Source organism: Streptomyces goshikiensis (genome assembly GCF_014650555.1).
Taxonomy (GTDB): Bacteria; Actinomycetota; Actinomycetes; order Streptomycetales; family Streptomycetaceae; genus Streptomyces; species Streptomyces goshikiensis.
Genome location: NZ_BMVE01000001.1, coordinates 780,519 through 793,439 on the forward strand (window position 1 = coordinate 780,519; position 12,921 = coordinate 793,439).

Here is a 12,921-nt window from a genome sequence, read left to right on the forward strand (position 1 = left end):
CCGGGTGCGTCTGGTTCGCTTGGGGCCATGGAGATTCTCTGGATCCTGATCGCGATGGCCATGCTCGTGGTCATCATGGGGCCGTACCTGAGGCGCAGGCGCGCCGGCATCCGCCTCGCCGTCCCCGGCAGCAGCGACGCGGCGGACCCGGAGAACTACGGCTTCGCCCGCCAGGAGCAGCTCGACATCCGCGTCCCCGGGCCCGACGAGGACCTGATGGACGCCCTGGAGAACGTCCGGCGCACCGGGCAGTGGCAGGCGGCCTCGCAGCTGCTGGCCGGGACCCCGAGGCAGGGCGAGCGGCGCTGGCAGCGCGTGCAGGCCTTCGGCGGCGCGGCGGCGCTGGAGCTGGTGGAGCAGCCCGGCACCGGCGCCCCGTGGCTGAAGGCGTGGCGGCTGGAGGCGGAGAAGGACCCGGGCGGCGCGCAGGTGCACGCGGAGCTGCTGGTGCAGCAGGCCTGGCGGGCCTCGGGCGGGGTCGGCTCGGCCGACCACCGGATCATCCTGGAGGAGGCCCGCGAGGCCTGCCGCAAGGCCGCGCTGCTGGCGCCGGGGGACCCGGTCCCGTACATCACGGAGCTCGCGGTCGCGCGGGCGCTGGGGTATTCGGAGGCGGAGTTCGACGCGCTCTGGGCGAAGATCATCGACCGGGCGCCGGAGCACATGGGCGCGCACCTGGCGGCCCTGCACTACTGGTGCGAGAAGTGGCACGGCTCGCGGGAGAAGGCGGACGCGTTCGCGCAGACGGCGGCCGCCCGGGCGCCGCGGGGCTCGCTGCTGGCGGCGCTGCCGCTGTTCGCGGTGTACGAGCACGTCCCGGAGGTGGTGCTGACGAACTTCTGGGGCAGCGCGACCGTGACGCGGGCGGTGGAGGGCGCGCTGTACGCGGTGGGCACCGCGCGCCCGGACGACCCGATGTCGGCGCACGTACGGCACATGCTGCTGTGGTGCCTGGTGCCGATGGGGCGCTGGGCGGAGGCGATGGAGCAGGTGCGCCACGTGGACGGCTACGTGGGCGCGCTGCCGTGGTCCTTCTCGGACGACCCGGCGGAGATGTACGCGGTCTACCGCGCCCTGGCGGTGGCGGGCTACGAGGCGAACGGCGGGTCCCCGGCGACGCTGCCGCTGTGACGCCCCGGCCCCGGCGCCCGGCCCCGGCGAACGGGCTCTGCCGACCCGGCCCCCACGGGGCAAAACCACAGCTCATAGGGTGCGCGTAACAACGCACCAGCCCGTGGGGGGATCTTTCATATGGGCGCAACCTTGCGCGCCGAGCGCGCTCCGGTCCTGCTCGCGGGTTTCCGCCCGCCCGGCCCCGTCCCGCCGGCGGCCCTCGCGGACCAGTCCGAGACCGAACCCCTGCGGAAGCCGGTGCTTGCCCCGTGACCCTCCCGATCCTGCTCGGCGTGCTGCTGCTCGGCGCGCTGCTGCTCGCCGGCGCCGTGTACGCGCTGCGCGGCCTCCGCCCGGTCCGGGCCGTCATCGGGGCCGGCGAGGCCGCAGAGGCCGCCGGGGCCGACGAGGCCGACCTGAAGTCCCGCCGGGCGGCGGAGGTGGTCGCGCTGGGCTTCGTACCGGAGGCGGAGCTCGACACCGCCCACCCGGCGCCCGTACCGGCGGAGCGGACCGCGGTCCTCGCGGCGCTGGCCGACGGGGACTGGGAGGTCGGCGCCGCCTACCTGAAGGCGGCCGGCCGGGACTGGGAGGAGCGCTGGCTGCGCGTGCGCGTGCTGGCCGGGGCGGCCGCCGGGGACGACGGCTGGCTCCGGGCCTGGCGCGAGGCCAAGCCCTCCCACCCGGCGCTCGCGCTGGTCGCCGCCGACACGGCCGTGGTGGTGGCGTGGAACGCGCGCGGCGAGGGGGCGGCCGGCGACATCGCCGAGGAGCGCCTCCGGACCTTCCACGACCTGCTGGAGAAGGCGAAGGCGGCCGCCCGCGAGGCCCAGCGGGTGGCGGACCCCGCGGACCCGGTCCCGTACATGGTCGAGCAGTCCGTCGGCATCGGCCTGGGCTACCCGCACGAGGACTACGAGCGGCTGTGGGCTCAGATCACGGCGCGCGGCCCGAAGGTGCTGACGGCGCACACGCACGCCCTCCAGTACTGGTGCGAGAAGTGGCACGGCTCCCACGAGCTGGCGCTGTCCTTCGCCCGGGAGTCGGCGGCCGCCGGCGAGCCGGGCGAACTGCTGACGCTGCTCCCGCTCCTCGCCTACTTCGAGCAGGACGCGCACGACCCGGAGCTGACCGCGGAGGTGTTCTACAAGGCGCCGGAGATCCGCGAGGCGGTGGACGCGGCGCTCGCCGACCTCGCGGCGGCCGACCCGGACGACCCGCGGGCCGTGCGGATGCGGCACATGCTGGCGTACCTGCTGTTCTGGCAGGACCGGGACGCGGCGGCCGTCGAGCAGTTCCGGCACGTCGACGGGCACATCGGGGCGCCGCCGTGGTCGTACGCGGCCAGCCCGAGGTCCCGGTACGTGTACGCGCGGGACTGGGCGGTACGGGTCACCGCGTTGGGCTGAGCGGACGGTCCGGGGAATCCCGGGCCGCCGTCTCCCGTTAACGGGAGACCACTAGGAGGGAATCATGTTCTCGTACCGCCGCACGCCCGAGCTCCCCACCCGCGAGGAGGCCCTGACGGGCCGCGCGACCCCCCTGTTCGACCTCCCCGCCGTGCACACCGTCCTGGGCAACCCCCTCGCCGGCCCGTACCCGGCCGGGCTGCAGGTCGCGGACTTCGGCCTGGGCTGTTTCTGGGGCGCTGAGCGCAAGTTCTGGGAGACCCCCGGGGTGTGGACGACGCTGGCCGGCTACCAGGGCGGCTTCACCGAGAACCCGACCTACGAGGAGGTCTGCTCCGGCATGACCGGCCACACGGAGGTCGTCCGCGTGGTCTTCGACCCGGAGCTGGTCCCGTACGCCACCCTGCTGAAGCTGTTCTGGGAGTCCCACAACCCGACCCAGGGCTTCCGCCAGGGCAACGACGTGGGCACCCAGTACCGCTCGGCGGTCTACACCCACTCCCCCGCCCAGCAGGCGGAGGCCGAGGCCTCCCGCGCGGCCTACCAGCGCGTCCTCACCGGCGCGGGCCACGGGGAGATCACCACGGCGGTCCTCCCGGCCGCGGAGCGCCCCTTCTGGCCGGCGGAGGCCTACCACCAGCAGTACCTCGACAAGAACCCCGCGGGCTACTGCGGCATCGGCGGCACGGGCGTCTCCTGCCCGATCGGCGTGGCCCAGGCGCCGGCGGCCGAGTGAGGTGACGCGCCCCCGCCCCGCCCACTCTTCGGTGGGCGGGGCGGGTGCGGGGCGGTGTGCGGGGCGCCGGGGGTCAGATCGTCGAGGCGTCGATGACGAAGCGGTAGCGGACGTCGCTCGCCAGGACGCGCTCGTAGGCCTCGTTGACCTCGTCGGCGCGGATCAGCTCGATCTCCGAGCCGAGGCCGTGCTCGGCGCAGAAGTCCAGCATCTCCTGGGTCTCGGCGATGCCGCCGATCATCGAGCCGGCCAGGGTCTTGCGGCCGCCGATCACGGAGAACAGGTTCAGCGCGACCGGCTCCTCCGGGGCGCCCACGTTGACCAGCGCGCCGTCCACCCGCAGCAGGCCCAGGTACGCGCCCAGGTCCAGCGGCGCGGAGACCGTCGACAGGATCAGGTCGAAGCTGCCGGCGAGCTTCTCGAAGGTGGTCTCGTCGCTCGTGGCGTAGTAGTGCGAGGCGCCCAGCTTCAGGCCGTCCTCGCGCTTGCGCAGCGACTGCGACAGGACGGTGACCTCCGCGCCCAGGGCGTGCGCGATCTTCACGCCCATGTGGCCGAGGCCGCCCAGGCCGACCACCGCGACCTTCTTGCCCGGGCCCGCCTGCCAGTGCTTCAGCGGCGAGTAGAGGGTGATGCCCGCGCACAGCAGCGGGGCGGCGACGTCGAGGGCGAGGCCGTCGGGTATGCGGACGGTGTAGTTCTCGTCGACGACGATGTGCGACGAGTAGCCGCCGTACGTGCGCTCGCCCTGACGGTCGACGGCGTTGTAGGTGCCGGTGATGCCCTCGACGCAGTACTGCTCCTGCCCGGCCAGGCAGTACTCGCACGTCCGGCAGGTGTCGACGATGCAGCCGACGCCGACCCGGTCGCCGACCGCGAACCGCGTGACCTCCGGCCCGACTTCGGCGACGACACCGGCGATCTCGTGCCCCGGGACCATCGGGTACAGGCCCTCGCCCCAGCCGTCGCGGACCTGGTGGATGTCGGAGTGGCAGATGCCGGCGTACTTGATGTCGATGAGCACGTCGTGCGCGCCGACCGGCCGGCGCGGCACGGTGGTGCGCTCCAGCGGGGCCTTCGCGGCCGGTGCGGCGTAGGCGGCGACCTGGGTGACGGTCATGGGGGTGCTCCTCGGGGTGTGGCCATGGGTGGTGCCGTGCCAACGATGCCCGGCCCCGGGCGGGCTTCCCAGACCCCTGTCCTGCCTATGACCGGCGTTCCTACCACTGGCGGGGTCAGGAACAAGCCGCCGCGGGCCATCCCGGGCCGGGGATAATCGGGGCATGGACCAGCGTGATCAGCGAGCCGAACTGGGCGAGTTCCTCCGCTCCCGCCGGGCGCGGCTGCGCCCCGAGGACGTGGGCCTGCCGGACTACGGGCGCCACCGCCGGGTGCCCGGGCTGCGCCGGGAGGAGCTGGCCCAGCTGGCGGGGGTCTCCGTCGCGTACTACACGCGGCTGGAGCAGGGCCACGGCCAGAACGTGTCGGCGGAGGTCCTGGACTCGATCGCGCGGGCGCTGCGCCTGGACGGCACGGAGTCGGCGCACCTGACCCACCTGGCGAGCCCGCGCACCCGGATGCGCCGCCCCTACGCCCGGACGGAACAGGTCCGGCCGGAGCTGCGGGCCCTCATGGACGCGATGGAGGGCGTACCGGCGTACCTGGTGGGGCGGCGGCTGGACGTCATCGCCTGGAACGGGCTGGGCGCGGCGGTCTTCGGGGACTTCGGCGCGCTGCCGCCGCAGGAGCGCAACCTCGTCCGGCAGGTGTTCCTGGACGAGGCGATGGGAGAGCTGTACCGGGACTGGGAGTGCCGGGCCTGCCAGGTGGTGAGCAATCTGCGGATCTACGCCGGCCGGCACGCGGAGGACGAGCAGCTGTCGGCGCTGGTCGGGGAGCTGTCGGTGAAGAGCCAGCGGTTCCGCGAGCTGTGGGCGGCGCACACGCTGGCGGACAACAAGACGCGCGGGGTGATGGAGCTGCGGCACCCGGTGGTGGGCGAGCTGGACCTGGCCTTCGAGACCCTGGCCCTGCCCGACGGCTCGGCGCAGTCCCTGGTCGCCTTCCACGCGCCCCCGGGCTCCCCCTCGGCGGACGCCCTGCGCCTGCTGGCCTCCTGGTCGGCGCCGGCGGCCGGCTCCGCCTCCTCGGGCTCCTCGGCCTCCTCCGGCGCCTCGGAACAGCCCGCCGGGCGCGCGACGAAGCCCCCCGGCTCCGGCCCCGTCAGGGCCTGAGCCGGAACACCGCCCGCCAGGCGCCCGCTTCGGCGCCGGAGGGCGGCGCGGCCACCCGGAAACGACGGACGGCGGGGACCCCCAGGGGGTCCCCGCCGTCACCGCTCACGGATGGTGTCAGGCGGCCGAGCCGGCCTTCCAGTCCGCCCAGCTCAGGTTCCAGCCGTTGAGGCCGTTCTCCGGCTTGATGGTCTTGTCCGGGGAGTTCACCACGGTGACCACGTCGCCGATGAGCGAGTTGTCGAAGAACCACGCGGCGGGCTGGCTCGGGTCGTTCGCGCCCTGCTTGTCGTTCAGGCCGACGCAGCCGTGGCTGGTGTTGGCCGAGCCGAACACCGAGTCGGGGCCCCAGTAGTTGCCGTGGATGAAGGTGCCGGAGTTCGACAGCCGCATCGCGTGCGGGACGTCCTTGATGTCGTACTCGCCCTTGCCGTCACCGTCGGTGAAGCCGACCGTGGCGCCGTTCATCCGGGTCTCCTTGAACTTCTCGGAGATCACCATCTGGCCGTTGTACGTCGGGTTCGCCGGGGAGCCCGCCGAGATCGGGATGGTCTTGAGGACCGCGCCGTCCCGGGTGACGGTCATCTTCTTCGTCTTCGCGTCGACCGTGGAGACCTGGCTCCGGCCGATCTTGAAGTTGACCGTCTTGTTCTGGACGCCCGCGATGCCCGGCGCGCCCTGCACGCCCTGGAGCGCGAGCTTCAGGGTGACGGTGGAGTTCGCCTTCCAGTACTCCTCCGGGCGGAAGTCCAGACGCTGCTCGCCGAACCAGTGGCCCACGACCTCCTGGCCGCTGCTGGAGGAGACGTTGATGGCCGCCTGGACGGCCTTCTTGTCCTTGATCGGCTTGTTGAACGTGATCGAGACCGGCATGCCCACGCCGACGGTCTGATCGGCCTCCGGCACGAACGAGCCGACGAAGGTGTTCTCCGGGGAGAGGGTGGTGAAGGAGGCGTTCTCGTGCGCCTCCTTGCCCTCGGTGTCCTTCGCGGTCGCCGACAGGGCGTACTTCGTGGAGCGCTTCAGCGCGGCGTCCGGCTTCCAGGTCTTTCCGTCGGCGGCTATCTTGCCGGTCACGGCGGCGCCTTCGGAGGTCTTCAGCTCGACCTGGGTGAGCGTGCCGTCGGTGACCGCGACGGTCGTGCCCTCGTTCAGCGCGATGTTGGTCGCGCCGTCCTTGGGGGTGATGACTATCTTCGCCTTCGAGGCGTCCTTGGCCGCCGCGGCGTCGACCTCCGCCTGGGACTTGGCGGTCGCCTCGCCGGCGCCCTTCGGGTCGTCTCCGCCGCCGTCGCACGCCGAAAGCACCAGCACGCCACCGAGTACGGCGGAGATGGCCACGAGGGACCTCCTCCGTCGCTTGCTGTCCGTCCTCACACGTCACTCCATCGTTGCCGGAACCCCGAGAGCCCCCGGCTCGCGCCGGAAGGCATCCCCACCCGGCAGGGGGGTGCACCCCCCTGCCTCGTCCGACGACGCATGATCGGCCCGGGCCGGTTCCACATCCCGTTCGAATGTGGGCCACCGCACGGTCAGGCGTTGTCGGTCTCTTCTTCTTCCCCATCTTCCCCGTCCATGTCCCACTCCATGGACTCGGGGTCGTATTCGACGGGCTCGCTGCTCCAGGAGGCCTGTACGAGCTCCACTCCGGGGATGCCCGCGACCAGGTCAGTGGGGTCGATCAGGTAGGCGAGGGCCTCCGATTCGTCCTGCCGGACGGCGGACCCGGCGTGGCCGCGCTCCTCGTCGGGCATGAACTCGTCGGCCTTGATGTGTTCCAGCGCCGCTCCGGTGAGTGCCTCAGCGTCAGGCACCTCAAGCACCAAATCAACCTGGAGACGGACAAATCGTGATGCTTCAGAAGGGTTCATACAACGGAGCGTAAGCCCGTGGGACCCCCGACTTTCCCGCGACCCGCCCCTTTGCTTAGCATCACCGCACACGGCCAATTCGCTGCTGCACCAAGGGGGATCGCACGTGTCCGCACGTCGACCGCTGCTCACCGCTCTGGGAGCGACCAGCCTCCTCGCCGCCCTCTGGTTCGTCCCCTCGGCGAACGCCACCGCCCCCGGGGACGCCGATACGCACACCACTTTGAACGCGCTGACCACCCAGACCCTGGACGCCCCCGCCAACGATCCCGTCACCGCCCCCGCCGCCGGACCCGCCACGGATCCCGCCGCCGAGCCCGCCACCGATCCCACTGCCGGACCCGTCACGGATCCCGTAGCCGATCCCGTCACCGCCCCCGCCACCGATCCCGTCTCCGGGCCCGGCGCACCGGAGCCGCACCCCGCGAGCGCGACCACGCTCGCGCTCGCCGACACCGGCGGGGTGGACACCACCCCGTACCTGCTGGGCGGCACGCTCTGCCTGGGCCTCGGCGCCGGGTTCGTGGCGTTCTCGGTACGCCGCTCCCAGGCCGGATAGCGGCCCGCGCGGGTCCCCGTACACGAAGGAAGGGCCGCCCCCGGGGATGATCCCGGGGGCGGCCCTTTCCAGCGTCACGGGGCCGCTCAGGCGAGCGGGCCCGTCACCGGCTCGACGGCGGCGAGCAGCCCGCCCGAGCGGACGAACTCGTCGGCGGCCGCCAGGTCGGGGGCGAGGAAACGATCCGGCCCGGGACCCTGCACACCGGCCGCGCGGGCCGCCGCGATGGCCGCGAGGCTCGCCGGGGCCGCGGTGAGCCCGTGCCGCAGCTCGATGGCGCGGGTGGCCGCGTACAGCTCGATGGCGATGATCCGCGTCAGGTTGTCGACGGCGGTACGGAGCTTGCGCGCCGCCGACCACCCCATGGAGACGTGGTCCTCCTGCATGGCGGAGGAGGGGATCGAGTCGGCGGAGGCCGGCACCGCGAGCCGCTTCATCTCGCTGACCAGGGCGGCCTGCGTGTACTGGGCGATCATCAGGCCGGAGTCCACGCCGGCGTCGTCCGCGAGGAACGGCGGCAGGCCGTGCGAGCGGTTCTTGTCGAGCAGGCGGTCGGTGCGGCGCTCGGCGATCGAGCCGAGGTCGGCGGCCGCGATGGCCAGGAAGTCCAGGACGTACGCGACCGGCGCGCCGTGGAAGTTGCCGTTGGACTCCACGCGGCCGTCGGGCAGCACGACCGGGTTGTCGACGGCGGCGGCCAGCTCGCGCGAGGCGACCAGGGCGGCGTGCGCCATGGTGTCGCGGCCGGCGCCGGCGACCTGGGGGGCGCAGCGCACCGAGTAGGCGTCCTGCACGCGCGGCGCGGTCTCCTCCTGGAAGTGGCGGACGAGCCCGGAGCCCTTCAGGACGGCGGCCATGTTGGCGGCGGAGGCCCCCTGGCCGGGGTGCGGCCGGATGGCGTGCAGCTCGGGCTGGAGCACCTTCTCCGTACCGAGCAGCGCCTCCAGGGTCAGCGCGGCGGTGATGTCGGCGGACGTGTAGAGCTTGCCGAGGTCGGCGAGGGCCATGATCAGCATGCCGAGCATGCCGTCGGTGCCGTTGAGGAGGGCCAGGCCCTCCTTCTCGCGCAGCTCGACGGGCTCGATGCCGGCCTCGGCGAGCAGTTCCCCGGCGGGCCGGACGACCCCGTCCGGGCCCTCGGCGTCGCCCTCGCCCATGAGCGCGAGCGCGCAGTGGGAGAGCGGCGCGAGGTCGCCGGAGCAGCCGAGCGAGCCGTACTCGTGCACGACCGGCGTGATGCCGGCGTTGAGCACGTCGGCCATGGTCTGGGCGACGGACGGGCGCACGCCGGTGTGACCGGAGGCGACGGTCTTCAGGCGCAGGAACATCAGGGCGCGCACGACCTCCCGCTCGACGCGCGGGCCCATGCCGGCGGCGTGCGAGCGGACGATGTTGCGCTGGAGCTGGGCGCGCAGCTCGGGGCTGATGTGCCGGGAGGCGAGGGCGCCGAACCCGGTGGACACCCCGTAGACCGGCTCGGGCTTGGCCGCCAGTGCGTCGACGATCCCGCGGGCGCGGGCCAGGGCGTCGAGCGCCTCGCCGGACAGCTCGACGCGCGCGTTGCCGCGGGCGACGGCGATGACATCCTCGGCGGTGGTCCCGGACGTCCCCACCACGACAGTGTGCATATCCATATTCAGCACCCTACGGACTGAATCGCTTCATGTCACTAGCCAGCCTCAGGCACGGCCGCGGAAGCGGCGCCGCTCGCCCGCGCCTTCCTGGGCGGCGTCGGCGAGGCGTACGACGGCGGTGTCCCGGCCCGCCACGACCGGCTGGACGCAGCGCGCGGCCTTCGCCTTGTACTGGGCGGCGTCGGCCAGCCGGAACAGCCGCCGGGAGGACTTCACCACTCCGATCGGGTCCCCGGTGGAGGCCACCCCGCAGGCCACGCCCTCGCCCAGCTCCAGTCCGGCGGCGCGCAGGCACACCTCCTCGGTGACGCGCACCACCTCGTCGGCGGACGGCCCGACGCTCACCAGACAGAACTCGTCCCCGCCGAGCCGGGCCACGAGCGCGCCGGGCAGCATCGCGCCGCACAGGCTCAGAACGGACCCGAACCGCTCCAGCAGCCGGTCCCCCATGGCGTGCCCGAGGGTGTCGTTGACCTTCTTGAGCCCGTTCAGATCACATACGACGAGGCTCACGACGACCCCCGAGCGCCGGTGCTCCTCCAGGGCCTCGTCCAGCCGCATGTCGACGGCGCGCCGGTTGGCGAGCCCGGTCAGGGGATCCGTGAAGGCGAGCCGCCGGGCCTCTTCGAGCCGTTCGTTCTGCGCGAGCCCCGCCGCGACCACGGCGGCCAGCACGGTCGCGAATTCGGCATCGTCCTCGTCGAACCCGGGCAGCCCCTGATCGCGCGCGACGTACAGCTCCCCCCAGGCCCGTCCGCTGAGCACGATCGGCGCGACCACGCAGCTCCCGCGCCCCCGCCGCCGCAGCGCCTCGCCGCGCCGGCCGGCGCCCGCGCCCACCACCCACGCGTGGGGCCCGCCGCCGCCGACCCAGCGCTCGTGGAGGAACTCGGCGATCTCGGGGAAGTCGTGCACGGGATACGACTCGTCCTCGGGGAACTCCTCCTCGCCCGGGCGGCGCTCCCCCTCGTTGACGAGCACCCGGAGCCGGCCGCGTTCGCGCTCCCAGGCGGAGATCGCGGCGAACGACCCGTCCATGGCCAGCCGCGCCCCGCGCGCGGCCGCGCGCACGCTGTCCCGCGGCGCGCAGGCGGCCGCCATGGCCTGCGCGAGCTCCACGACGGCCCGCAGCCGCCCGTCGACTCCCATCACCCCAGGTTAGGGAGTTTCCCCGCTTCCGCCCCCGGACCACGGGGGCGGAAAGCGCGAGCCGCGGTGGCGGCTACATGCCCGGCCACTCCGGGCGGCGCTTCTCGTTGAACGCGGCCACGCCCTCCGCCCGGTCGGCGGAGAAGGCGACCGTGCGCCAGGCCGCGTCCTCGATCTCCAGGCCGGCGGCCAGGTCCATGCCGTGGCCCAGGCGCAGCGCCCGCTTGGCGGCCCGCAGGCCCACCGGGGAGTTCGCCGCCATCCGCCCGGCCAGGGCGAGGGCCGCCTCGCGGTCCGTGCCCGCCGCCACCACCGAGTCCACCAGGCCCAGCGCCAGCGCCTCGGCCGCCTCCACCCGCCGCGCCGTGAAGATCAGCTCCGCGGCCCGCGCCGCGCCCACGCGCCGCGGCAGCAGCTGCGTACCGCCACCGCCCGGGATGACACCGACCGAGACCTCCGGCAGGCCCACGACCGCCGTCTCGTCGGCCACGATCACGTCACACGCCAGCGCCAGCTCGAAGCCGCCGCCCAGCGCGAACCCGTGCACCGCCGCGATCGTCGGCATCGGCAGCTCCAGCACGCCCCCGTACGCGCCCCGCGTGGTCGGCCGCTGCCGCACCAGCTCCGCGTCCGACAGCGAGTTCCGCTCCTTGAGGTCCGCGCCGACGCAGAACGCCCGCTCCGCGGTCGAGGACACCACGACCACCCGCACCGACGCGTCCGCCGCGAGCGAGGCGCACGCCGAACCGATGGCCCGCGCCATCTGCGTCGACACCGCGTTCATCGCCTTCGGCCGGTCCAGGACCAGCTCGGCGACCCCGCCGTCATGCCGGCGCACTGCCACGAACTCCGATACCTCAGGCACAGCGGACCCTCCCGGTTAACGAACGTTACCCGGGGATCTTAGGCTTCCGGCGCGTCAGCGACCAGGGCTCCACGACGCCCAGGCCGCGTACCGGGCGCTGCCACATCGGCTGGAGCGCGAAGCGGTACGCGCCGCCACCCTCCTCCGACTCGGCTTCCTTCTCCGACACCGGCGCCGCGCCGGTGCGGCCCAGTTCCTCGGCCATCGCCCCGTCCACCAGCACCGCGTCCTTCGGCGCTATCGACGTCAGCCGCGAGGCCAGGTTCACCGTGGTCCCGAAGACATCGCCCATCCGGGTCGTCACTGTCCCGAAGGCGATGCCGACGCGCAGCTCCGGCATCTGCGGGTCGGCCTCCATCGTCTCGATCAGCCGCAGCGCGATCTCCGCCGCCGTGCCCGCGTCGTCGGCGCAGTACAGGACCTCGTCGCCGAGGGTCTTGATCAGCCGGCCGCCGTGCGCCGCCACCAGGTCCGCCGCCGTCGTCTCGAAGGCCTCGACGAGCTCGCCGAGCTCCTCCTCCTCCAGCCGCCGGGTCAGCCGGGTGAAGCCCACCAGGTCCGCAAAGCCCACCGCGAGCCGCCGGTCGACCATCTCCTCGTCGTCCGCGACCTGCACGACCCGCCCGGTCGCGGCCGCCAGCTGGCGCCGCCACACGTAGACGAGGAACTCCTCCAGCTCGGGCAGCAGCAGCTCGACCAGCGGGTACGTGACCTCCGTACGGGTCATCCCCGGCTCCGGCGGCTCCGTCAGGCCCTCCAGGAAGGAATCGATCTGCCATTCGGCCAACCGGGCGGTGGTCTGCCCCGTGGAGCGCGCCACCTGGACCGCCATCGGCTCGCTCAGCAGCCCCGCCTCGACCAGGCCGGCGAGGCGGCGCAGTGCCAGTACGTCCGCCTCCGTGAGGGCCTTGGCCTGGCCGATGTCCGCGAAGCCCATCGCCCGCCAGAAGCGGGAGGCGAGCTCCATCGAGACCCCGGCGCTGCGGGCCGCCTGGAACGGCGTGTAGCGGCGCTCGGCGCCCAGGATGAGCTGCTCCAGGCGGATGGCGAGCGGGTCGGCCGTGGGCTGGGCGGTGTGGTCGACCTCGTGGTGCGGGGTGTGCTGGTCCCGCCCGATCGGCGTCCCGGTACCCGCGCCCCCGCCCGTACCGGCGCCGGTCGGCCCGGTGGGTCCGGCCGGCCCGGTGGGTCCGCCGGGGCCGGAGCCCCCTCCGGACGACGCGCTGGACGTAGAGTCGTCGACGGTCAAGGGCCGCCTCCTGTCCATTCCGTGCGCACTGCCGAACCGGGTGATCGCCGGGAAGGCCGGGATCGCCTAAACCATACGGCAGGTGTGCCGTAGCTCACTCCC

Annotated in this window: 13 protein-coding genes; 6 read left to right on the top strand and 7 right to left on the bottom strand. The window is 73.6% G+C overall.

The window, feature by feature from the left end:
• The first annotated feature begins 27 nt into the window (after positions 1–27).
• The 4 genes from IE248_RS03545 (at position 28) to msrA (ending at position 3,258) form a co-directional block, all read left to right on the top strand.
• Positions 28–1,131, top strand: a complete 1,104-nt coding sequence (locus IE248_RS03545) for a tetratricopeptide repeat protein (RefSeq protein WP_037798087.1) — start codon at positions 28–30, stop codon at positions 1,129–1,131.
• A 120-nt stretch (positions 1,132–1,251) separates the two neighbouring features.
• The gene (locus IE248_RS38100; RefSeq protein ID WP_267896582.1) at positions 1,252–1,386 is read left to right on the top strand and encodes a hypothetical protein; all 135 of its coding nucleotides are present in this window, start codon (positions 1,252–1,254) and stop codon (positions 1,384–1,386) included.
• The gene (locus tag IE248_RS03550) at positions 1,383–2,522 is read left to right on the top strand and encodes a hypothetical protein (RefSeq protein ID WP_190029933.1); all 1,140 of its coding nucleotides are present in this window, start codon (positions 1,383–1,385) and stop codon (positions 2,520–2,522) included. The genes IE248_RS38100 and IE248_RS03550 overlap by 4 nt, the downstream gene beginning before the upstream one ends.
• 64 nt (positions 2,523–2,586) lie before the next feature.
• Positions 2,587–3,258 carry a peptide-methionine (S)-S-oxide reductase MsrA gene (gene msrA / locus IE248_RS03555; protein ID WP_073795105.1) on the top strand — a complete coding sequence of 224 codons (672 nt, stop codon included), beginning with the start codon at positions 2,587–2,589 and terminating at the stop codon, positions 3,256–3,258.
• A gap of 73 nt (positions 3,259–3,331) precedes the next feature.
• On the opposite strand, the gene IE248_RS03560 is transcribed toward msrA, so the two are convergent.
• The gene (locus IE248_RS03560; RefSeq protein WP_037798084.1) at positions 3,332–4,378 is read right to left on the bottom strand and encodes an NAD(P)-dependent alcohol dehydrogenase; all 1,047 of its coding nucleotides are present in this window, start codon (positions 4,376–4,378) and stop codon (positions 3,332–3,334) included.
• A 163-nt stretch (positions 4,379–4,541) separates the two neighbouring features.
• Here IE248_RS03560 and IE248_RS03565 point away from each other — a divergent pair, with 163 nt between their 5' ends.
• On the top strand, positions 4,542–5,492 hold the full coding sequence (locus tag IE248_RS03565; RefSeq protein ID WP_073795104.1) for a helix-turn-helix domain-containing protein: 951 nt from the start codon (positions 4,542–4,544) through the stop codon (positions 5,490–5,492).
• 117 nt (positions 5,493–5,609) lie between these two features.
• Here the strand turns inward: IE248_RS03565 and IE248_RS03570 are convergent, their stop codons facing one another.
• Together IE248_RS03570 and IE248_RS37145 are read right to left on the bottom strand one after the other, a co-directional pair.
• Entirely contained in the window at positions 5,610–6,869 is a 1,260-nt protein-coding gene (locus IE248_RS03570) for a L,D-transpeptidase (protein ID WP_073773677.1), read from the bottom strand.
• 155 nt (positions 6,870–7,024) lie between these two features.
• Positions 7,025–7,306, bottom strand: coding sequence for a hypothetical protein (locus IE248_RS37145; protein ID WP_229895105.1), 282 nt, complete (start codon positions 7,304–7,306; stop codon positions 7,025–7,027).
• Positions 7,307–7,469: 163 nt separating this feature from the next.
• Between IE248_RS37145 and IE248_RS03580 the strand changes: the two genes are divergently transcribed.
• Positions 7,470–7,922 carry a hypothetical protein gene (locus IE248_RS03580; RefSeq protein WP_190029934.1) on the top strand — a complete coding sequence of 151 codons (453 nt, stop codon included), beginning with the start codon at positions 7,470–7,472 and terminating at the stop codon, positions 7,920–7,922.
• A gap of 86 nt (positions 7,923–8,008) precedes the next feature.
• Here IE248_RS03580 and hutH read toward each other — a convergent pair whose 3' ends face one another.
• From hutH to IE248_RS03600, 4 genes are all read right to left on the bottom strand, one after another.
• On the bottom strand, positions 8,009–9,550 hold the full coding sequence (gene hutH, locus IE248_RS03585) for a histidine ammonia-lyase (protein WP_008742005.1): 1,542 nt from the start codon (positions 9,548–9,550) through the stop codon (positions 8,009–8,011).
• 51 nt (positions 9,551–9,601) lie between these two features.
• Complete coding sequence (locus IE248_RS03590) at positions 9,602–10,705, bottom strand: GGDEF domain-containing protein (protein WP_037793688.1); 1,104 nt, start codon at positions 10,703–10,705, stop codon at positions 9,602–9,604.
• Between the two features lie 73 nt (positions 10,706–10,778).
• A complete protein-coding gene (locus IE248_RS03595) occupies positions 10,779–11,570 on the bottom strand; it encodes an enoyl-CoA hydratase/isomerase family protein (RefSeq protein WP_008742007.1) in 792 nt (263 codons plus the stop codon).
• Positions 11,571–11,595: 25 nt separating this feature from the next.
• Complete coding sequence (locus tag IE248_RS03600; RefSeq protein ID WP_073795101.1) at positions 11,596–12,819, bottom strand: adenylate/guanylate cyclase domain-containing protein; 1,224 nt, start codon at positions 12,817–12,819, stop codon at positions 11,596–11,598.
• Positions 12,820–12,921: the final 102 nt, after the last annotated feature.

Excerpts from the sequence above, each read along its gene's own strand:
- IE248_RS03545 (WP_037798087.1), top strand. The coding sequence starts at position 28 with ATGGAGATTCTCTGGATCCTGATCGCGATGGCCATGCTCGTGGTCATC.
- IE248_RS38100 (WP_267896582.1), top strand. The coding sequence starts at position 1,252 with ATGGGCGCAACCTTGCGCGCCGAGCGCGCTCCGGTCCTGCTCGCGGGT.
- msrA (WP_073795105.1), top strand. The coding sequence starts at position 2,587 with ATGTTCTCGTACCGCCGCACGCCCGAGCTCCCCACCCGCGAGGAGGCC.
- IE248_RS03560 (WP_037798084.1), bottom strand. The coding sequence starts at position 4,378 with ATGACCGTCACCCAGGTCGCCGCCTACGCCGCACCGGCCGCGAAGGCC.
- IE248_RS03565 (WP_073795104.1), top strand. The coding sequence starts at position 4,542 with ATGGACCAGCGTGATCAGCGAGCCGAACTGGGCGAGTTCCTCCGCTCC.
- hutH (WP_008742005.1), bottom strand. The coding sequence starts at position 9,550 with ATGCACACTGTCGTGGTGGGGACGTCCGGGACCACCGCCGAGGATGTC.
- IE248_RS03590 (WP_037793688.1), bottom strand. The coding sequence starts at position 10,705 with ATGGGAGTCGACGGGCGGCTGCGGGCCGTCGTGGAGCTCGCGCAGGCC.